Annotated in this window: 16 protein-coding genes and 1 pseudogene; 10 read left to right on the top strand and 7 right to left on the bottom strand. The window is 68.0% G+C overall.

Features of this window, described 5'->3' with window-relative positions; genetic code table 11:
• Positions 1–21: 21 nt before the first annotated feature.
• On the top strand, positions 22–393 hold the full coding sequence (locus tag ACFVW8_RS08875) for a WhiB family transcriptional regulator (RefSeq protein ID WP_389687587.1): 372 nt from the start codon (positions 22–24) through the stop codon (positions 391–393).
• A 135-nt stretch (positions 394–528) separates the two neighbouring features.
• Here ACFVW8_RS08875 and glpX read toward each other — a convergent pair whose 3' ends face one another.
• Positions 529–1,560, bottom strand: coding sequence for a class II fructose-bisphosphatase (gene glpX / locus ACFVW8_RS08870; RefSeq protein ID WP_389687586.1), 1,032 nt, complete (start codon positions 1,558–1,560; stop codon positions 529–531).
• A gap of 142 nt (positions 1,561–1,702) precedes the next feature.
• Between glpX and ACFVW8_RS08865 the strand changes: the two genes are divergently transcribed.
• Positions 1,703–2,221, top strand: coding sequence for a DUF4245 domain-containing protein (locus tag ACFVW8_RS08865; protein ID WP_389687584.1), 519 nt, complete (start codon positions 1,703–1,705; stop codon positions 2,219–2,221).
• Positions 2,222–2,315: 94 nt separating this feature from the next.
• On the opposite strand, the gene ACFVW8_RS08860 is transcribed toward ACFVW8_RS08865, so the two are convergent.
• The 4 genes from ACFVW8_RS08860 to ACFVW8_RS08845 all read right to left on the bottom strand — a co-directional run bounded on the left by ACFVW8_RS08860 (position 2,316) and on the right by ACFVW8_RS08845 (position 6,104).
• Positions 2,316–2,906 carry a malonic semialdehyde reductase gene (locus ACFVW8_RS08860; RefSeq protein WP_389687582.1) on the bottom strand — a complete coding sequence of 197 codons (591 nt, stop codon included), beginning with the start codon at positions 2,904–2,906 and terminating at the stop codon, positions 2,316–2,318.
• Between the two features lie 143 nt (positions 2,907–3,049).
• The gene (locus ACFVW8_RS08855) at positions 3,050–3,316 is read right to left on the bottom strand and encodes an exodeoxyribonuclease VII small subunit (protein WP_389687580.1); all 267 of its coding nucleotides are present in this window, start codon (positions 3,314–3,316) and stop codon (positions 3,050–3,052) included.
• Positions 3,317–3,422: 106 nt separating this feature from the next.
• Complete coding sequence (gene xseA, locus ACFVW8_RS08850) at positions 3,423–4,634, bottom strand: exodeoxyribonuclease VII large subunit (RefSeq protein ID WP_389687578.1); 1,212 nt, start codon at positions 4,632–4,634, stop codon at positions 3,423–3,425.
• A 90-nt stretch (positions 4,635–4,724) separates the two neighbouring features.
• Positions 4,725–6,104, bottom strand: coding sequence for an APC family permease (locus ACFVW8_RS08845; RefSeq protein ID WP_389687577.1), 1,380 nt, complete (start codon positions 6,102–6,104; stop codon positions 4,725–4,727).
• A gap of 236 nt (positions 6,105–6,340) precedes the next feature.
• Here ACFVW8_RS08845 and ACFVW8_RS08840 point away from each other — a divergent pair, with 236 nt between their 5' ends.
• Both ACFVW8_RS08840 and ppgK read left to right on the top strand, forming a co-directional pair.
• Positions 6,341–7,330, top strand: a complete 990-nt coding sequence (locus ACFVW8_RS08840) for a 4-hydroxy-3-methylbut-2-enyl diphosphate reductase (protein ID WP_389687575.1) — start codon at positions 6,341–6,343, stop codon at positions 7,328–7,330.
• Between the two features lie 101 nt (positions 7,331–7,431).
• Positions 7,432–8,169: a polyphosphate--glucose phosphotransferase gene (gene ppgK, locus ACFVW8_RS08835; protein WP_389687572.1), complete on the top strand. Its 738-nt coding sequence runs from the start codon at positions 7,432–7,434 to the stop codon at positions 8,167–8,169.
• Between the two features lie 78 nt (positions 8,170–8,247).
• On the opposite strand, the gene ACFVW8_RS08830 is transcribed toward ppgK, so the two are convergent.
• The gene (locus ACFVW8_RS08830) at positions 8,248–8,808 is read right to left on the bottom strand and encodes a DUF6542 domain-containing protein (protein ID WP_389687642.1); all 561 of its coding nucleotides are present in this window, start codon (positions 8,806–8,808) and stop codon (positions 8,248–8,250) included.
• A 350-nt stretch (positions 8,809–9,158) separates the two neighbouring features.
• Between ACFVW8_RS08830 and ychF the strand changes: the two genes are divergently transcribed.
• Positions 9,159–10,247 (top strand): redox-regulated ATPase YchF, encoded by a 1,089-nt coding sequence (gene ychF, locus ACFVW8_RS08825; RefSeq protein WP_389687569.1) that lies wholly within the window; start codon positions 9,159–9,161, stop codon positions 10,245–10,247.
• Positions 10,248–10,355: 108 nt separating this feature from the next.
• Here the strand turns inward: ychF and ACFVW8_RS08820 are convergent.
• Positions 10,356–10,559, bottom strand: a pseudogene (locus ACFVW8_RS08820) (ABC transporter ATP-binding protein); the annotation flags it as partial.
• A 402-nt stretch (positions 10,560–10,961) separates the two neighbouring features.
• On the opposite strand from ACFVW8_RS08820, the gene ACFVW8_RS08815 reads away from it, so the two are divergent.
• The 5 genes from ACFVW8_RS08815 to ACFVW8_RS08795 all read left to right on the top strand — a co-directional run bounded on the left by ACFVW8_RS08815 (position 10,962) and on the right by ACFVW8_RS08795 (position 20,589).
• Positions 10,962–11,315 carry a hypothetical protein gene (locus ACFVW8_RS08815; protein WP_389687567.1) on the top strand — a complete coding sequence of 118 codons (354 nt, stop codon included), beginning with the start codon at positions 10,962–10,964 and terminating at the stop codon, positions 11,313–11,315.
• Positions 11,316–11,492: 177 nt separating this feature from the next.
• Positions 11,493–13,637 carry a DUF262 domain-containing protein gene (locus ACFVW8_RS08810; RefSeq protein ID WP_389687565.1) on the top strand — a complete coding sequence of 715 codons (2,145 nt, stop codon included), beginning with the start codon at positions 11,493–11,495 and terminating at the stop codon, positions 13,635–13,637.
• Between the two features lie 267 nt (positions 13,638–13,904).
• On the top strand, positions 13,905–17,507 hold the full coding sequence (locus tag ACFVW8_RS08805; protein WP_389687563.1) for a DEAD/DEAH box helicase family protein: 3,603 nt from the start codon (positions 13,905–13,907) through the stop codon (positions 17,505–17,507).
• Positions 17,504–18,949 (top strand): restriction endonuclease subunit S, encoded by a 1,446-nt coding sequence (locus ACFVW8_RS08800; RefSeq protein WP_389687561.1) that lies wholly within the window; start codon positions 17,504–17,506, stop codon positions 18,947–18,949. The genes ACFVW8_RS08805 and ACFVW8_RS08800 overlap by 4 nt, the downstream gene beginning before the upstream one ends.
• Complete coding sequence (locus ACFVW8_RS08795; RefSeq protein WP_389687559.1) at positions 18,946–20,589, top strand: N-6 DNA methylase; 1,644 nt, start codon at positions 18,946–18,948, stop codon at positions 20,587–20,589. Before ACFVW8_RS08800 ends, ACFVW8_RS08795 begins: the two co-directional genes overlap by 4 nt.
• The last annotated feature ends 342 nt before the right edge of the window (positions 20,590–20,931 follow it).

Genomic DNA, 20,931 nt, shown 5'->3' with positions numbered 1-20,931 from the left:
AGCCGTCGTCAGGAGTGGACCGTGCTGCAATTGCCGCATCAGCCCCTGCAGGTCGCCGCCGTGCCTTCCCAGCGGACCCCCGCTCGGGAGGACCAGGCCGGCCCCTGGCATTCGGAGGCGGTGTGCCGCCGGGACGAAGCCGGGCTGTTCTTCGCCCCGTCGAAGGAGCCGACCGCTGCCCGGCTCTCGCGTGAGGAGTCCGCGAAGCGGGTCTGTGCGCGCTGTCCGGTCATGGTCGAATGCCGCGAACACGCCTTGCTGCAGCCCGAGCCGTACGGAGTGTGGGGCGGCCTCACCGCTGCCGAACGCCGTGTGGCACTCGCCCGCCGCCGGCGTCGCGAGGCCGAGCTCAACGCATCGGGCGCGGCCGGCCGCATCGCCGCAGCCGGCTGACACCTGCCCGGCCGGTCGGCGCGCGGCGTCCGTCCGGCTGTGCGAAACACGAGAACCGAACGAAGGAGCGCCCCCACCGCACAGGGGGGCGCTCCTTCGTGTTGGACGTGCCTACGTCACGTGGACGTGCCTACGTCACTTCGCGCGGTCGAAGTCGATCGCACTGTAGGCGCGCAGCTTCGACAGCCGGTGGGTCGAGTCGATCTTCCGGATGGTGCCGGACTTGGACCGCATCACGATCGACTCGGTGCTCGCCGTCTCCGCGCGGTAGCGCACCCCGCGCATCAGCTCGCCGTCCGTGATGCCGGTGGCCACGAAGAACACGTTGTCGCCGCTGACCAGGTCGTCCGTGGACAGCACCCGGTCCAGGTCGTGCCCGGCGTCCAGCGCGCGCTGCCGCTCTGCCGCGTCCTTCGGCCAGAGCTTGCCCTGGATGACACCGCCGAGGCACTTTATGGCGCAGGCCGAGATGATGCCCTCCGGTGTGCCGCCGATCCCCATGAGCAGGTCGACGCCGGTGTCATCGCGTGCGGCCATGATCGAGCCCGCGACATCACCGTCGGAGATGAACTTGATCCGGGCGCCGGTCTCCCGGATCTCCTTGACGATGCCGTCGTGACGGGGACGGTCCAGGATGACGACCGTGACGTCCTCGGGTGTGGAGTTCTTCGCCTTCGCCACCCGGCGGATGTTCACCGATACGGGGGCGTTGATGTCGACGAAGTCGGCGGCCTCGGGGCCGGTGACCAGCTTGTCCATGTAGAAGACCGCGGACGGGTCGAACATGGCGCCGCGGTCCGCGGCGGCCAGCACGGCGATGGCGTTCGGCATGCCCTTGGCGTTCAGGGTCGTGCCGTCGATCGGGTCGACGGCGATGTCGACCTCGGGACCGGTGCCGTCACCGACCCGCTCCCCGTTGAACAGCATGGGGGCCTCGTCCTTCTCGCCCTCACCGATGACGACGATGCCGTTCATCGACACGGTGGAGACGAGGGTCCGCATGGCCTTCACGGCTGCGCCGTCGGCGCCGATCTTGTCCCCGCGGCCGACCCAGCGCCCGGCGGCCATGGCGGCGGCCTCGGTGACCCGGACGAGCTCCAGGGCGAGGTTGCGGTCGGGGGCCTCCGGGGAGACCTCCAGCTGGGACGGCAGATGATGCTCGGACATCGGAGCGCACCTTTCTGTACGACGACGACCGGATGAGGGTGCTGTGACTCTATCGTCAGGCCGATAAAATGAGCAGACCGGGCCACGGATGAGCGGGCCGCCCTGTGGTCGGGCCCGGCGGGGCCAATGCGACGATGGACCCGTGGCAAGCAAGCGAGGCAAGCAGACAGTGCGGGACATGTTCCTGTCGTTGGCGGTGATCGCCGCGGTGGCGGGCGTCGTCTACATCTTCGTTCCGCACGACGACAAGGCCGACCCGGTCAAGCCGGTCGACTACCGGGTCGAGCTCCTGACGGCGCGGCGCGCGGCCCCGTACCCGGTGGTCGCCCCCAGCGGTCTGGCACAGAAGTGGAAGCCGACCTCGGTCAGCTACGAGCGTCAGGCGGGCAACAGCTGGCACCTGGGCTTCCTCGACCCGGACGGCAAGTACGTCGCGGTGGAGCAGTCCACGTCACCGTCGAAGAAGTACGTCGCCCAGGTCAGCCAGGACGCGAAGAACACCGGGCGCACGCAGCAGGTCGCCGGGGAGACCTGGCAGCACTGGGAGGGCTCGAAGTACGACGCCCTCGTGCGCCAGGAGAAGGGTGCGACCACGGTCGTCACCGGTTCCGCCTCGCCGGAGCGGCTGGCGGAGATGGCGGCCGCGCTCAAGACCTCCTGACGTCCCTCGGGGTCGCGGGTACGGGAAAGGCCCTGGAGCGGGTGCTCCAGGGCCTTTCCCGTGGGCCTCGGCCACAGCCTTCGGCCGGTGCGGCTCAGACGCTCTTGATGACCTCGTCGTAGGCCAGGCGCGGCAGACGCGGGAACCAGGCGTCCTCGCCCGGCTTGCCGATGTTGACGACCATCAGCACGTTGTGGTCGCCGTCCAGGAACTCCTTCTCGATGCCCGCGGCGTCGTAGCCGGTCATCGGGCCGGCGGCCAGACCGGCGGCGCGGACACCGATGATGAAGTAGGCGGCCTGCAGCGCGCCGTTCAGCGCGGCGGCGGACTCGCGGACCGGGCGCTCGGAGAAGAACGCGTCCTTGGCCTGCGGGAAGTGCGGGAGCAGGGCCGGGAGCTCCTCGTGGAACTCGTTGTCGGTGGCCAGGATCGCGACCAGCGGGGCGGTCGAGGTCTTGGGCCGGTTGCCCTCGGCCATGTGCGGGACGAGGCGCGCGCGGGCCTCGTCCGAGCGGACCAGGACGACGCGCAGCGGCGACTGGTTGAACGCGGTGGGACCGTACTTGACCAGGTCGTAGATCGCCTGGACCTGCTCCTCGGTCACCGGCTCGTCGGTGAAGGTGTTGGCGGTGCGGGCCTCACGGAAGAGGAGGTCCTGGGCGGCGGGGTCAAGAACGAGGGACATCTTGCGAATTACCTTCCGGACGAACGCGGGGGATCATGCAACCCGGCCACGGTACGGGAAGGTTAGGTTAACTTTCAACTAAAGCTGGATCGGAGTGATTCACTCCACAGCCGACCGCTTCTCTGCCCTGCTGTCCCACCCGGTCAGCCCGCGTCGGCCGCCGAGTCCTCGGTGTCGTCGCCCCCGGGCGCGGCCGGTCCCGCCAGCGCCGCGTCCAGCCGGGCGCGCGCGCCCTCCAGCCAGTGCCGGCACACCTTCGCCAGCTCCTCGCCACGCTCCCACAGCGCGAGGGACTCCTCCAGGCTCGTCCCGCCCGCCTCCAGCCGGCGCACCACCTCGATCAGCTCGTCGCGCGCCTGCTCGTACCCGAGCGTGCCCGTGGCCGCGGCCGTCGTCCCGTCGTCCGTCATGTGATCCACCTTATTGCGTGAGCAGGTCCGTCAATGTCGCGTGCATACGTACGCGGACCGGGGTCGTGGCCGGGGTTCGGCAACCCCCGTCGGCCGAAGCCCGCCCTCACTCGGCGACCCGCACCACGAACTCGCCCCCCGACACCCGGGCCCGGAGCGCTTCACCGCTCGCCCCCGCTTCGGCGGGGTCGCGGACCACGTGTCCGTCCGCCCGCTGGAGCACCGCGTAGCCGCGCTCCAGCGTCGCCGCGGGCGACAGCGCGACCACTCGGGCGCGGGTGTGGGCGAGCTCCGAGTCCGCACGGTCCAGGAGGTGGCCCAGCACCCGCCGGCCGCGCCCGATCAGTGCGTCGACCTCCGCCGCACGCTCGTCCACCATCCGCTGCGGGTGCTCCATCGACGGCCGGCCCAACGCGTGCGCCAGGCCCCGCTCCTCCCGGTCGAGCAACCCCCGTACGGTGCGCAGCGCCCGGTCCCGCAGCTGCTGCACCCGGTCCAGCTCCTCGCCCACGTCGGGCACGATCCTCTTCGCGGCGTCCGTCGGCGTGGAGGCCCGCACATCGGCGACCAGGTCGAGGAGCGGCGAGTCCGGTTCGTGGCCGATCGCCGAGACGACGGGGGTGCGGCACGCCGCGACCGTACGGATCAGCTGCTCGTCCGAGAACGGCAGCAGGTCCTCCACGCTGCCGCCGCCGCGCGCCACGACGATCACGTCGACGTCCGGGAGGCCGTCCAGCTCCTTTACGGCCTGGACCACCTGATTCACCGCGTGGACCCCCTGCACCGCGGTGTTGCGGACCTCGAAGCGGACTGCGGGCCACCGCCGCCGGGCGTTCTCCAGGACGTCGCGCTCGGCCGCCGAGGCACGGCCGCAGACCAGCCCGATCAGCTGCGGCAGGAAGGGCAGCGGCTTCTTGCGGTCGAGGGCGAAGAGGCCCTCACCGGCCAGTGACTTCTTCAGCAGCTCCAGCCGGACCAGCAGCTCGCCGATGCCGACCGGCCTTATCTCCGTGGCCCGCAGCGAGAGCTGGCCACGGGGTGCGTACCACTCGGGCTTGGCGAGGACGACGACCCGCGCCCCCTCCGTGACCACGTCCGCGATCCGGTCGAAGACCTGCCGGAAGCACGTCACGCTCACCGAGATGTCGTGCGAGGGGTCGCGCAGCGTCAGGAACACCACTCCGGCACCCGGCCGCCGCGACAACTGGGTGATCTGCCCCTCGACCCAGACGGCGCCGAGCCGGTCGATCCAGCCGCCGATGAGCCGTGACACGTCACCGACGGGCAGCGGAGCTTCCGCGGATGTTTGGAGAGCCATGCGAGCGAGCGTATCCGCCACGACCGACAACGAGGCGGCTCCGCGTCGGCAGCCCGCAGGCTCCGGGGCGGAACCGTCCCCTCCGCATCTTCACGCCCTCCGGCGGCCCTGCTGCACGGCCAGCACGACCAGACCCACCACGAGCCAGCACGCTCCCACCACCTGTGCGCTCGCCGTCGCCTCCACGATCACCGCGATCAGCACACCGGCGCCCACCACCGGGATCAGCACGTGCCGCCACCAGCTCGGCGGCCCCTCCATCCGGCGTACCGCGAACCAGCCCACCACCGAGGCGTGCAGCAGGACGAACGCCGTCAGCGCGCCCACGTCCACGACCGACACCAGGTGATCCAGGCCGTCGTCGCGCCGGGCCGCCCAGACCGCGGCCACCAGCGTCACGACCGCCGCGATCAGGATCGCGATCCGCGGTACACCCGAGCGCGGGTCGACCTTGGAGAGCAGCGCGGGCAGCCGTCGCTCCCGGCCCATCGCGAACAGCAGCCGACCCGCCGCAGCCTGCCCGGCCAGCGCCGCGAACGCCGCACCGATCGCCTTGCTCACCGCCACCAGGTCATGCAGCCAGGACCCGACCGCGGAGTCCACCGTGTCGTAGAACGCCGAACCCTGCGCGACCGGATCGGCGGCCAGCTCCGCCGACGTCATCGGCTCCAGCAGCGCCGCCAGATACGCCTGCGCCACGAACAGCACGCCCGCCAGGACCAGGCAGAACAGCAGGGCTCGCGCCACCTTCGCCGAACCGCCCGTCACCTCCTCGGCGAACGTGGCGATGGCGTCGAAGCCCAGATACGACAGCACGGCCACGGACACCGCACCCAGCACCGCCGTCGCCGAGAACCCCGTATCGCCGCTGAGCGGCGTCAGCCAGCCGCGCTGCGCCCCGTCCTGCACGAGCACCACCACCGCGGACACCAGGAACACCAGCAGCACCACGATCTCCATGGCGAGCACCGCGAAGCCGACCCGGGCGGCCGCGCGTACCCCCCAGAGGTTGAGGAGTGTCGTGAGGACCACCGCCAGCGCGGTCCACACCCACCGCGACACCCCGGGCACCAGCGAGTTCATCGCGATGCCGGAGAAGAGATAGGCGACCGCGGGGATCAGCAGATAGTCCAGCATCGCCATCCAGCCGGCGATGAACCCGGGCCCCTCCCCGAGGCCCTTGCGCGCATACGCGAAGACCGAGCCCGCCAGGGGGGCGACCCGCACCATCTGGGCGTAACTGAAGGCCGTGAACGCCATCACCACGGTCGCGGCGACGTACACCAGCGCCACCGCGCCGTCCGATTTCGCGTCGAGCGTGCCGAAGACACCGACGGGGGCCATCGGGGCGATGAACAGCAGCCCGTAGACCACCAGATCCCGGAAGCCCAGGGTCCGCCGCAGTCCCGCCCGGTCGGTGGTGCTGCCGGAATCCGTGCCACTGCCGATGCCGCTGCCGCTGCCGGCCATGAGTCCTCCGTTGGTCGCGTGGTGATCAGTCTCCCGACCCCGTCTGCCCCGCGCCTGTTCGGTACGGCCTTACGGCCTCCCCCGCGGCAGGGAGCGGGCCCCCACGCCCTGCGACTCCGCTTGCGGCGTTGTCGTCGGTCAACGATGCTCCGCATCGATTCCCTCCTCCGCCTTGCAATCGAAGCCGCAGAACGCCGCTCGCTGGTCCGCTCCCTGCCGCGGGGGAGGCCGTTACGATGGGACGCATGACTGCTACGACACCCCGACGCGTCCTGCTCGCCGCTCCCCGTGGCTACTGCGCGGGCGTGGACCGTGCCGTGATCGCCGTGGAGAAGGCCCTGGAGCAGTACGGCTCACCGGTCTATGTGCGCCACGAGATCGTCCACAACAAATACGTCGTACAGACCCTGGAGAAGAAGGGCGCGATCTTCGTCGAGGAGACGGCGGAGGTCCCCGAGGGCTCGATCGTGATGTTCTCCGCACACGGCGTCGCGCCGACCGTGCACGAGGAGGCGGCCGAGCGGAAGCTCGCCACGATCGACGCGACCTGCCCCCTGGTCACCAAGGTCCACAAGGAAGCCGTCCGCTTCGCACAGGACGACTTCGACATCCTCCTCATCGGCCACGAGGGCCACGAGGAGGTCATCGGCACCTCCGGCGAGGCCCCCGAGCACATCACGCTGGTCGACGGCCCCGAGGACGTCGGAAACGTCGAGGTGCGCGACCCGTCCCGGGTCGTCTGGCTCTCCCAGACCACGCTGTCGGTCGACGAGACGATGGAGACCGTCGGCGCGCTCAAGGAGAAGTTCCCGCTCCTGATCTCGCCGCCCAGCGACGACATCTGCTACGCCACGCAGAACCGCCAGATCGCGGTGAAGCAGATGGGCGCGGACGCCGACCTGGTGATCGTCGTCGGCTCCAAGAACTCCTCCAACTCGGTCCGCCTGGTCGAGGTCGCCCTCGGCGCCGGCGCGGGCGACTCGCACCTGGTGGACTCCGCCGACGAGATCGACGAGGCCTGGCTGGAGGGCGTCTCCACGGTCGGCGTCACCTCCGGCGCTTCCGTGCCCGAGGTGCTGGTCGACGGCGTCCTGGCCTGGCTCTCCGAGCGCGGTTTCGAGGACGTGGAGATCGTGAAGGCGGCCGAGGAGTCCATCATCTTCTCGCTCCCCAAGGAGCTCCGCCGGGACCTGCGCGCGGAAGCGGCGGCCCTGTCCGCCGAATGACGGCCCCCGGCCCGGATCCGCGCCCCGGGCTCCGCTGCGGCGTTCACCCCGGTTTCCGTTCCGGGAAGTGAGCGGGGCCGTTTGTCCGTACCGTGGATCACATGGAGATCTTCGGCGTGGACATCGGCGGATCCGGGATCAAAGGTGCTCCCGTGGACCTGGACCGCGGAGACCTGGCGCAGGAGCGCCACAAAGTACTCACACCGCACCCGGCCACACCCAAGGACGTGGCCGGGTGCGTGGCCGAGGTGGTCGGGCACTTCGACTGGTCGGGGCCGGTCGGCATCACCTTCCCGGGCGTGGTCACCAGCGGTGTCACCCGCTCCGCGGCCAATGTCGACAAGGGCTGGATCGACCTGGACGCCCGCTCGCTGCTCGGCGACAAGCTGGGCCTGCCGGTCACCGTGCTGAACGACGCGGACGCGGCCGGCGTCGCCGAGATGACGTTCGGTGCGGGCAAGGGGCGCAAGGGCACGGTCATCGTGCTGACACTCGGCACGGGCATCGGCAGCGCGCTCTTCATCGACGGCAGGCTCGTGCCCAACACCGAGCTCGGCCATCTGGAGCTGAACGGCCACGACGCGGAGAAGCACGCATCGACCAAGGCCAAGGAGGACGAGGACCTGAGCTGGCACCACTGGGCGCACCGGGTGCAGAAGTACCTGGTCCACGTGGAGATGCTGTTCTCGCCCGAGCTGTTCATCATCGGCGGCGGCGTCAGCCGTAAGTCCGACAAGTTCCTGCCGCTGATCGAGCACGTACGGGCCGAGATGGTGCCGGCGGAGCTGCAGAACAACGCAGGCATCGTGGGCGCGGCCATGGCGGCAGCGGACCACTGACGACGCCGGGACTCTGCGGACGCTTCCGGGGCCTGCCGTTACGGCGGCAGGCCGACGACACGGCCTGCTGGACAGCCCCTAGCGCTGGGACGGGCGTCGCGGTGCCCGTCCGGCGGGCCGGGGGGCCTGCGGCTGCCCGGCCGCCCGCGCGGTCTGGGCCTGCGGCTGCCCGGCCGCCCGTGCGGTCTGTGCGGCCAGCAGCATCCGCCGCTGCCGGGCCCGCATCAGCCGGACCTTCCGTACGGTCGCGATCAGCCCGGCGATGAGCGTGCCGCCGTACAGCCAGCCGGCGTGGACGGCCAGCGCGGTGACGACGGCCATCGTCTGCCCGCCGAAGCCGCCCGTGCCGCCCGAGATCGGGATGATGCCGACGGCGAACGCGATCGGCACGCTGATCGGCGCGGTGACCAGGTCGGCGGGCCGCACCCAGAGCGCGGTCAGCGCACTGACCGGCAGGAACAGCACCCCGAACACGGTGGCCGAGCCGTCGAACAGCAGCCAGTCCGCACACGCCAGCACGAACATGGTGGCGGCCGCGAAGAGCCCGGCGCCGATGCCGGTCAGCCGGGGGTTCGGCAGCCTCCGCAGGGCGAGCACGGCAGGTGCCACCGGTCGGGCCCGGCCTGCGGGTGTGCTCATCACCCGATAGACGGCGGCGCCTTCGCCGACTGCTCCCTTGGCTCCCTTGGTCCCGAACGGGGACAGCGGGGCCTGCCGGGTCTGGCTGCGCTGCGGGGGACGTGTCCTGTGCTGCTCCACCGGGACAACGTAGGTCGCCGGGCGGCAGGAAGCAGGTGCGGGACACGCCCTTTGGCCGACCTTGGCGATGAGTTCGATGCCACACGGCCCAATGGGAACCGGACCGGCGCCCGAGGGGACGCCCGGCGGGACCCGTGGCTGGGCGCTCGCCCCCGCCCGTAAACTGGAGAATCGGTCCACCGGGCCGGACGTCATTGCCAGCCCGCCCACCCCCTAGGGAAGTCGCCAACGTGTCGCTCACGATCGGAATCGTCGGTCTGCCGAATGTCGGCAAGTCGACCCTGTTCAACGCCCTGACCAAGAACGACGTGCTGGCGGCCAACTACCCGTTCGCCACGATCGAGCCGAACGTCGGCGTCGTCGGTGTCCCCGACACACGGCTGAACACGCTCGCGGAGATCTTCAGCTCCCAGAAGCTGCTCCCCGCAACGGTCGACTTCGTCGACATCGCCGGCATCGTGCGCGGCGCGAGCGAGGGTGAGGGCCTGGGCAACAAGTTTCTCGCGAACATCCGTGAGTCGGACGCGATCTGCCAGGTCATCCGCGCCTTCAAGGACGAGAACGTCGTCCACGTCGACGGCAAGGTCTCACCCAAGGACGACATCGAGACGATCAACACCGAGCTGATCCTCGCCGACCTCCAGTCCGTCGAGAAGGCCGTCCCGCGCCTCACGAAGGAGGCCCGCCTCCAGAAGGAGAAGGTCGCGGTCCTGGCCGCGGTCGAGGAGGCCCAGAAGATCCTCGAAGCGGGCGACACCCTCTTCCACGCGGGCATCACGGCCTCCACCGAGAAGGGCCGCCTCCTCCACGAGCTGCACCTGCTGACCACCAAGCCCTTCCTCTACGTCTTCAACGTCGACGAGGACGAGCTGGTCGACGAGGACTTCAAGAACGAGCAGCGTGCCCTGGTGGCCCCCGCCGAGGCGATCTTCCTCAACGCCAAGATCGAGTCCGAGCTGATCGAGCTCGACGACGACGAGGCCCTGGAGCTCCTCCAGTCCATGGGCCAGGAAGAGCCCGGCCTCGCCACCCTCGGCCGCGTCGGCTTCGACACCCTGGGCCTGCAGACGTACCTCACGGCCGGCCCGAAGGAAGCCCGTGCCTGGACGATCAAGAAGGGCGCCACAGCCCCCGAGGCGGCCGGTGTGATCCACACCGACTTCCAGAAGGGCTTCATCAAGGCGGAGATCATCTCCTTCGACGACCTGGTCGAGACGGGCTCGGTCGCCGAGGCCCGGGCCAAGGGCAAGGCCCGCATGGAGGGCAAGGACTACGTCATGCAGGACGGGGATGTGGTGGAGTTCCGCTTCAACAACTGAACTCCACCACGTTGCTGATGTGGTGGAGTTCAGGCCGAAAGTTCACATGACTGATGGGGCCGGGACGAGCTCGTCCCGGCCCTCTTGCGTGCCCACGGGCGGTTCCGCTCACCCGCCCCAGTACGGTTCGCGCGTCTCGCAGACGCGGCCGTCGTTTTCCAGGACCACGTAGCGGTCGAAGGTCCGGGCGAACCAGCGGTCGTGGGTGACGGCGAGGACGGTGCCCTCGAAGCGTTCGAGGGGGATCTCCAGGGCCTCCGCACTGTGCAGGTCCAGGTTGTCCGTGGGCTCGTCGAGCAGGCACCCTGGCACGGCGGCCGAAGGCCCCGCCGTCGGCCGACCCGGCCGACGAGGACGGCGTCGGAGCCGGCTCCGGGGAATCCCACCGGGCGCAGGTGGTCAGGGGACTGCGTGTCCTGCTGCACGACGCCTACCAGCGGCCGATGGCGCTCGCCGCCGCGCACTTCAACATCTTCCACTCCATGTTCTTCGCGGTGAACGTCCTGTTCCTGCTGAAGGTCCTGACTTCAGCCCCGGTCTGCTGGGCCTCACCAGCATGGCGGGCGGGGGCGCGGGGCTGGTTGGGGCCTCCTGCACCCCCTCCTCACCCGGAGGCTCGGCCAGGGGCCCGCCCTGATCCTCGTCTACGCCTTCCCGGGGCTCGCCGCGGTCCTCGTTCCGCTCTCGGCGGGCGCTGACCGGGCGGCCGCCATCGTGCTGGTCTCCGTCTACACCTTCGCCGTGGTGGTCAACCTCGTCATCAGCGGCACGGTCAAGCAGACGCTCGTACCGGATTACCTGCTCGGCCGGGTCACCGCATCGAGCCGCTTCATCAGCTGGGGCGTCCAGCCGGTCGGCGCGCTCCTCGGCGGCTGGCTCGGCACCCGGTTCGGCCTGGTCGAGGTGATGGTCACGGCCTCCGTCGGCCTGGTGGCCTCGGCGTTCTGGCCGCTCTTCAGCCCGGTCCGCACCCTGATCACCCTGCCCGGCGACGGCGACGGCGACGGTGGTGAAGGGGGCGACGGCGAGCCCGAGAAGGGGCCGGTGCCGGACGAAGGCCGCGTCTGACGCGGCAGCCCCGCGACCGAACCATGTCAGGAGCCGCACGTGCCCTTTAAACCCGACGTCATGCGGTCAGGGCACCGGATGTCGGAGCGGCGGTATTTACTGGGACATGAGCACAGCATGGTGAGGGCAGCCGTCAGGGGAGGGCACGTGCTGGAGAACTTGATCCAGAGCAGGGCTATGACCATCGAGGAGGTCTTTACGGGGCGCCGCTACCAACTGGATACATACCAGAGGGACTTCACCTGGAGTCGTACCGATGTGGGCCGCCTCGTCGCGGACCTGCGCAAGAAGTTCGTGAGCAACTGGCAGCTGGAACACGACCGCGAGCACGTCGCTCGATATCAGTCATACTTCCTCGGGCCGTACGTTTATCACGAAGAAGCGCCCGTCACCTATCTCGTGGACGGGCAGCAACGCATCACCACGCTGCACCTGATGCTGATCTACCTGCGCGAGCTGCTGCGGGCTCAGGAGCTCGACGGCGAGGCCGACCGACTTGCCGGACTCATTCAGACCCGTAGGTTCGGACAGGCGGTTCACACTCTGGATATCCCGGAACGTCAACAATTTCTGAACGAGGTCTTCAAGGACAACGGCGACGCCTACTCGCTCCCTCAGAACGCCACGGGTGCTCTGCGTCGCCTGTGGGACGCCTCCAGGGTCTTCCAAGAGGAGTTCCCCGAGGACTTGCGCGGGGACGCGCTTCCCTACTTCGTCGACTGGCTCCTCGATGGTGTCTGCATGGTGGGCATCAGGGCCGCCACCTCGGAACAGGGCTGGGAGATCTATGAGTCGATGAATGATCGAGGTGTCCGCCTCGGCCCCATCGACCTCCTGAAGAGTTTTCTGCTGTCCCAAATCGACAATGATCCCGGAGGCGCCGACGTCATCTGGCGCCGTATGGTGTCCGAACTGGCCGGCGTCGACGTGAATGCCCCCAGCGACTTCCTCAAGACCTATCTGATCGGTCGCTTCGCGAACGTTGGCGCGAGCGGGGAAACCGACGAGCTCTCTCCGGATGTCGAACGGATCAATGGCCCCTTCCATGCATGGGTCAAGGAAAATGCCCAGAACATGGGGCTGTGCCGCTCTTCGGATTACCGAAAGCTTATTGACGACCTAGCGGACAACGCCCGCCGGTACTGCACACTCGCCGCAGTCGTCAGCGGCTACGACTCGGAACTCAGCAGCATTTACTTCAACTCATACAATGGGATGTCGATCCAGGCCGCACCCATCCTCGCCGCCGTCGAGCAACGGGACGACTCCGCCGTGTTCAAGGAGAAGGCCAAGCTCGTCGCGAGTTACCTGGACCTCGTCTTCGCGCGCCGTCTCGTCAACGACCTTCCGTGCTCCGGAGTCCACCTCGATCGTGAGGCCGTCAGACTCGTCGGTCTCCTTCGCGGCGGCGTCAGCGCCAGCAGGCTGCGCGAGATCCTTGCGCGAGAAGTCAGTGCGCTTGATTACGATTTCACGGGCATGAATGCCTACGGCCTGCGTTCCAACAACAGCCGCCAAGTGCGCTACCTCCTCGCCCGCCTCACCGGATTCGTCGAGACCGCATGCGAGCGCGGTGACGATATGAGGAGCTACCTCGACAGTCGACGGCCCTTCGAAATCGAGCACGTCTGGGCCAATCACTTCGACCGGTATCAGCCCGAGACAGGAACGCGCGCCGAGTTCGACTCCTACCGCAATCGTCTCGGGGCACTGCTCCTTCTCCGCAAGTCGGACAACGCCAGCTACCAGGACCTTCCTTATGAGGAAAAGGTCGAGTATTACCAGCGGCAGAACCACCTTGCCGGGGCACTGCACTCCAACCACCGGGAACGGAATTCTAGTTTCAACAAGTTCGTGAAAGCGCAGAAGCTCGACCGGCTGCTCCGTTCTTTCGCGAAGTTCGACAAGAAGGCAATCCGCGCTCGGCAGGACCTGTACCAGCGCCTGTGCGAAATCATCTGGGATCCGTCCGCCGCCTTCGGGAGCCTGGCGCGGCCGGTCCAGCGCCAGGACCGGTCGCGCACACGCACCCGGGCCAAGTACGACGTGGCTGTCACCGACCTCATTGCCAAGGGCGCACTGCCCGCGCGGGCACGGCTTGTGGGCCGACGGCGGGGCGAGGAGTTTCGGGCCGAGGTCCTCCACGACGGCCGCATCCGAGTCGGCTCGGGCGAGACGTTCGGTTCCTTGTCGGCAGCGGGCGAGTTCGTCCTGCAGACGAAGTCCTGTCCGGGATGGAACTTCTGGCGTACCCGGATCGGTGATCTGGAGGTGCCGCTCGTCGAGGTCAGGCGCGAGGCCCTGGAGAAAGGGCTCGTCTGAAACCTGCCGAGGGAGGGCCGGTTCGCCTGGCTCTCCGGCTCCCGGCAGGCGCTGCGGCGCTCGGACCGTCGTCGCCCGGTGGCTTCTTGCGCAGATGGGGTCCGGCGCACACCACGGCTGACACCGGGGCGCCCGCCTGTGACCTGAGCGCTGTCGATCTTGTCGTGATCGCTTCCTTTACCGGTGTGGAGGGCTCGGTTCGACATAAGCTGAGAGGTCTTGTCACAGGGGAGGGCCGGATGCGGCCTAATCGAGGAGCGGCAGCGGATGAGCGGGCAGGAACGGCGTCGTGAGCAAGTCCCGGAGCAGCTGAAGGCAGCGGCTCGGAAGTCGCCCAACTTCGGGCGGCTCTATGCGATGCAGCCCCTGTTGGCCATCTACGGCGCGCAGGCCGAGCAGTCCGTCTTCACCAACCCCAACGTCTCGTACGTCGCCTCCGGCCAGTTCGGCGAGTTGCTCGCCGCGGAGCTGGTGCAGCGGGCCGGGGTGCGCATCGAGGGAACCCGGCAGATCGACCGGCTGGCTGGGCTCCAGCGCGCCAGCCTGCTCCCCGGCCGCACCAGAGATGCCTTCGACACCCTCCGCCGTGGCCGCAACGACGCCGCGCACAACCATCTCTTCGACACCAGCAAGGCCCTCAAGGCCATCGAACTCTGCTTCCAACTCGGCCAGTTCTTTTCCCGCGCCATCGACAACGTACGAGAGATCGCCGCGTTCGTACCGCCCCAGCTGCCGAGTGAGGTGCCGGGTGGATCCGCTGAGCTGGCCGAGCTTCGCGAGGCACTCGGCCACCACCAGCGCACCCTCGCCGAGTCTCAAACCCGCCTCAGCCAGGTCGGTGACCGGCTGGAGGCCGAGCGACGTGGCCGGGAGGAGGCCGAGCGGCTGACCGAGGCGGCCGAGCGGGCCCGTGCCGAGTCCGAGGCGGAGGTAGCCCGACACCGGGACGAAATCGAGCGGCTCCGGCGCGCCTACCAGGACCGTTATGACCAGGCGCGCCTCAAGCCCCGGCCGGTCACCGTCAATGCCCGTGAGGCGATCGTCGAGCGCGCCCAGAAGCCCGAGCCGCTCAACGAGGTGCAGGCCCGCGTGCGCATCGACGAGATGCTCACCCAGGCGGGCTGGACGGTCCAGAACTACGGCGCCCTCAACCCGCTCGCCTCGCAGGGCGTCGCGGTCCGCGAGTTCACCCTGTCCACCGGCCGTGCCGACTACGTTCTCTACGTCGACGGCATGATCGTCGGCGTCATCGAGGCCAAGCGCGAGGGTACCGCCCTGGCCGGCGCCCTCGCGCAGAACGAGCGGTATGCGGGCGGCGTTCTCAAGGAACACTCCATGGCGGTCTGGCATGAGCAGGAACCGTTCGCCTTCCGCTACGCCACCACCGGCGCCGAGACGTTCTTCCTCAACCGCCTCGACCCGCACGCCCGCTCCCGCCCGGTCTTCGCCTTCCACCGCCCGGAGTCCTTCGCGGCCTGGATGAAGCGCGCCACCAAGCACCCGGACACCCCCACCTTCCGGGCCGCACTGCGTACCGCGCTGCCGGTCCTGGAGTCGCACGACCTGCGTACCGCGCAGGAAGAGGCGGTCGTCGGCCTGGAGGGATCACTCGCCCAGGACAAGCCGCGCGCACTGATCCAGATGGCCACCGGCGCAGGCAAGACCTACACCGCGGTCACCGAGTCGTACCGGCTGCTCAAGCATGCGCGTGCGCGCCGCATCCTCTTCCTCGTCGACCGCAACAACCTCGGCCGCCAGGCCAAGGCCGAGTTCGACCGCTACAAGGCGCCGGACGAGAACCGCAAGTTCACTGACCTCTACAACGTCGACTCGCTCGGCCGGTCCGGTCTCCAGGAGACGTCTTCCGTCGTCGTCTCCACCATCCAGCGGATGTACGCGCTCCTCAAGGGGGAGCCGCTGGAGGACACCACCGAGGCAGAGGACCGCGAGGACTCCTCTACCCTCGACGAGAACTACATGACCGATCGCCCGGTCACTGTCGAGTACAACCCGGCCGTCCCGATCGAGTCCTTCGACTTGATCGTCATCGACGAGTGCCACCGCTCCATCTACGGGCTGTGGCGCGGCGTCCTGGACTACTTCGACGCCCACCTGGTCGGCCTCACTGCCACCCCGACCCGGCAGACCAAGGGCTTTTTCGACGGCAACATGGTCTCCGAGTACACCTACGAACAGGCCGTCGCCGACGGCGTCAACGTCGACTTCGACGTGGTCACCATGGACTCCTCGATACGGGAGGACGGCGGCGCGAAGATCGACAAGGGGACGACGGTCCGTATCCGCGACCGCAAGACCCGCGCCCAGCGTTACGAAGAGCTGGACGAGGACTTCACGTACACGGTCGGCCAGATCGGCCGCACGGTGATCGCCGAGGACGAGATCCGGGCCGTCCTCACCGCGTACAAGAACAACTGGCAGCGCTGGTTCCCGGACCGGACCGAACTGCCCAAGACGCTGGTCTTCGCGGCGAGCGACGACCACGCGGACGAAGTGCTCAAGCAGGTCAAGGAGGTCTTTGGGCGCGGAGACGCCTTTGCCAAGAAGATCACTTACCGCTCCCGGGACAAGGGTGACGACCCCGAGCAGCTCGTCAACGACCTGCGGAACTCGCCGATGCTGCGAGTCGCCGTCACGGTCGACATGATCGCCACGGGTACGGACGTCAAGGCCCTGGAGTGCGTGATCTTCCTGCGGGCCGTTCGCAGCCCTGTCCTCTTCGAGCAGATGAAGGGGCGGGGCGCTCGCACGATCGACGCCGACGACCTGAAAGCGGTCACCCCGGACCCGGCCGCCGACCTCGCCAAGGACCGTTTCGTCCTCGTCGATGCAGTGGGCGTGACCGCCTCGCCGCTGGTCGACACCCGCCCGATGCTGCCGCCGGACGGCGGCAGTCTCAGCCTGGCCAAGCTGATGGACAAGGCGGGCAGCCGCTCGCTGACGGCCGAGCAGGCCGAGACGCTCGGGCGCCGGCTGGCCCGGCTCGACCGCAAGCTCACCAAGGAGGAACGGGAGCGGATCGAGCATGCATCGGGCGGAGTGCCGCTGACGGACATGGTCCGGAAGATCACCAATGCGGTGGACGTCGACACCCAGGACCGGGCGTACCGGGAGGGCGGCGCGGACCATGCACGGCGGCTGGTACACGACTCGGTCGAAACTCTGACCACTCACCCGGAACTGCGGAAGCTGATCATCGGCATCAAACAGCAGCACGACCTCACGTACGACGCGACGACCGAGGTCACGCTGAAGGTGAACGAGGTCCCGAGGGAGGAGCGGGCGGCGAAGGAGCTGGCGGAATGGCGCCAGCTCCTGGACAGCCGCAAGCGCGACGAGGCAGCAGCGGAGGCGATCGCCCTCCAGGTGATCCTCGGCAGCGGCTCCCGGGTCCGGCCGCAAGAGGCGCGGGCCCACCTGAAGGAGCTGATGGCTTCTATCAAGGCGACCAAGCGGACCTGGACACCGAAGGTCATCTGGGACCACTACGAGCTGGTCGGCGAGGCGACCGAGTCGTTGTCGAAGACGGCCGGCCTGGGCGACCTCATGAACCTCGTCCGCTACACGCTCGGCGCGGACGACCAGCTTCGCCCGTACCGTACGGTGGTCGAGGAGCGCTTCGAGGGCTGGCTGCTGCGGCAGAGTCAGGCGGGTGCGGAATTCACGGATGATCAGCTGTGGTGGCTGCGCCGGATCAAGGACGCGATCGTGGTCGACCTGGGCATGGAGCGTGAGGACTTCGGCCACATGCCGTTCTCCGAAAAGGGCGGCGGCCCAGGTTTCGCGAACGCCTTCGGCGGCAGGAGCCAGGCGCTGGAACTGTTGGATGAGTTGAATCGGGAATTGGCTTGAGTGAGGATATGGGCGGGTTGCCGGAGGGGTGGGCCTGGGCAACGCTCGAAGAGACCTTGGCCTGTGAGTCGCGTGCAATTACGGATGGTCCGTTCGGGTCGAACTTGAAATCAGCGCACTACACCGATTCAGGCGCTCGAGTTATCCGGCTTCAGAACGTTGGAGATGGGGAATTTCGTGATGAGCGTGCGTATGTCAGTCTTGATCATTTTGAGACGCTGAGAGCGCATGAGGCGTGTGAGGGTGATCTGCTACTGGCTTCGCTCGGCGAGAAACTTCCGCGTGTTGCGCTGATGCCGAAGCTCGACGATCCTGCCATCGTCAAGGCGGATGTCATCAGGGCGCGTCCTCATTCAGAGATCTCCGCGAAGTGGCTCCTGTATGCCCTGCAAGCGCCAAAGGCGCAGTCGTACGCGGGTGGGCTAATCAAGGGGGTGGGGCGTCCTCGGCTCGGTATGGCAGCCATGAGGAAGATCCCGGTTCCGGTTCCCCCACTCGCCGAACAGCACCGCATCGTCGAGGCCCTCGAAGAGCAGCTCTCCCGGCTCGACGCGGCTGAGCGGACGCTGCTTTTGTCGCGGAAACGGGTCGAGGTGCTCCGCAAGTCAGTGTTCACCTTGCTCGTTCCTGAACATGTTCCTGCTGACTGGATGGTTACGACGGTCGGCGATGCTGGAACTGTCGAATTGGGGCGCGCCAGGCACCCGGATTGGCATAATGGTCCTGAAATGCACCCTTACCTTCGCGTGGCGAACGTATTCGAGGATCGGATCGACACGTCCAGCGTCATGGAGATGGACTTTTCTGGAATCTTCGACAAGTACAAGCTTCGCAAGGGGGACATTCTCCTAAATGAGGGGCAGAGTCCCCATCTCGTGGGGCGCTCGGCGATGTATCGGGGCATTCCCGAGGCTGTGGCTTTCACGAATAGTCTGCTCCGATTCCAGGCGGGCCCCGGGGTGCTTCCCGAATGGGCGCTCATGGTTTTCCGTCGACATCTACATGCCCGCAGGTTCATGCGCGAAGTTCGCATTACGACGAACATTGCGCACCTGTCGTCCAAGCGACTGAAGGCAGTTGAGTTTCCGATTCCTCCTCTGGAGATCCAGAAGGAACTCATCCAGCGATGCGATGAGTTGTTGTCCGGAGTCGAGGCAATGGGGCGGGAGGTCGATCGCGCCACTCGACGGGCTGACGCATTGCGCTCTGCGATTCTCGGAAAGGCATTCAGCGGAACCCTGGCTCCGCAGGACCCCGCCGACGAGCCCGCCGCCACCCTCCTCGACCGCATCGCCGCCGAGCGCGAGGCCGCTAAACCCGCCCGCAAGGCGGCCAAGCCGACCGCGCGCCGGCGTAAGGCGACCGTTGCGGCGGCGAAGGCCGCCCCCGCTCCAACCCCCGCCCCCTCCGCCTCCGTTCAGCAGGAGTTGTTCGACCAGTGACCGCGCTCGCTCCCGATACCGCCGCCGAGACCACCGCGGATGACGCTGCCACGCCCTCGGCCGACAACGTCCCCCTCACTGAGACGCCGAAGTCCAAGAAGGCTGCCGCGCAGACCAACACGCTGGTCGCGAAGCTCTGGAACTACTGCAACGTCCTCCGTGACAACGGCATGTCCACCATCGAGTACGTCGAGCAGCTCTCGTACCTGCTGTTCCTGAAGATGGTCGACGAGATCGAGAAGGACGAGTGGGGTGGCCGCGACCTCAGCGACCTTGTGCCCGCCGATTACAACTGGAAGTCGCTCGTCAGCAAGCGTGGTCCCGAGCTCGAAGCGCACTACCGCGCCATCTTGGAGTACTTGGGCCGCAAGCCCCACACCACCATCGGCACGATCTTCGCCGACGCGCAGAACCGGATCACCAAGCCCGCACTGCTCGAAAAGCTCGTCGTCGAGCTGATCGGCCGCGAGGAGTGGACGGTCACGGGGACCGACCTCAAGGGCGATGCCTACGAGGGCCTGCTCGCCAAGGGGGCCTCGGACACTAAGACCGGCGCCGGCCAGTACTTCACCCCGCGCGCGCTTATCGACGCGATGGTGGATGTCACCCGGCCGGGCCCGGATGACACCATCACCGACCCCGCTTGCGGCACCGGAGGCTTCCTGATCGCGGCCCACGCGTACGTCACCCGGCATCACGTCCAGGACATGGACATTGACGCCCGCAAGGCGTACGACAGCGGGTCCAAGATCTGGGGCAACGAGCTGGTCACCGGCACCGCCCGCCTCGCCGCCATGAACATGCTCCTGCACGGCATCGGCAAGAGCGACGGCCCGAGCCTGATCGACGTCGGCGACGCGCTCGCTGAGAAGCCGAGCGGACGACATGCCTCCCTCGTCCTCGCCAACCCGCCCTTCGGACGCAAGTCCGCGATCACCGTGATCGGCCAGGACGGCGAGGTGGAGAAGGAGGACGTGCAGTACGACCGTGACGACTTCACGGCTACCACGACCAACAAGCAGCTCAACTTCCTTCAGCACATCATGTCGTTGACGGCAGTCAACGGTCGGGCCGCCGTAGTCCTCCCGGACAATGTCCTCTTCGAGGGCGGCGCGGGTGAGAAGGTTCGCCGCAAGCTCCTCGACGAGTTCGACCTGCACACGATCCTGCGCCTGCCCACCGGCATCTTCTACGCGGGCGGTGTCAAGGCCAACGTCCTGTTCTTCGACAAGAAGCCCCCGCGCGCCGACGGCAAACCGCACACCGCCGTCACCTGGGTCTACGACTTCCGCACAGGCCAGCACTTCACCATGAAGCAGCGCCCGCTGACCCGTGCCCACCTGGACGACTTCGTCGCCCGGTACAGGGCAGGTGAGCCGCTGACCGCCCGCGTCGCGGACGAGGACGAGAACGGCTGCTGGAAGTCGTACGTGTACGAGGACTTGACCGGGCGCGACAAGGTCAACCTCGACATCACGTGGATGAAGGACCCGGCTCTGGAGGACGCAGACAGCGACTTGGAGCCGGAGGTCATCGCCGAGGAGATCGTGCGCGATCTTCAGTCCGCCCTGGCCGAGTTCACGGCCATCGCGAAGTCCCTGGGCGCGGATGTTGATGTACCGGAGGCCGAAGAGGTCTGACGATGGCCGGAAGCATGGAGTCACCGCGCTCTGAGGGGCGCAATGCCGAGTGCCTTGCGGCCCTCGGCTTTCTCGCGCGGTTACTATCGGCATCCCATCAGAGATGGCGATGCCGAAGTCCCTACGATGCACTGGCTCGATGATGGAGCAGTCGCGACAGCCACCACGGCAGACATCTCTGGGCCGGCCCAGCCACCTCTTTTGGGACAGTGCCAGCGGCGAAGCCTCCTACGCGGTCTCTGGCTCCAGTAGTGGCCTGGCCTCTGTGCTGATCGCCCAGAACGGGAGTGAAGCGCCGGATCCCGAGCTGAACCGATCGGATTGAGCCACAAACCGACCGTG

The organism is Streptomyces sp. NPDC058221 (genome assembly GCF_042882365.1).
Classification (GTDB): domain Bacteria; phylum Actinomycetota; class Actinomycetes; order Streptomycetales; family Streptomycetaceae; genus Streptomyces.
This window is presented reverse-complemented; position numbering and strand designations above follow the sequence as displayed.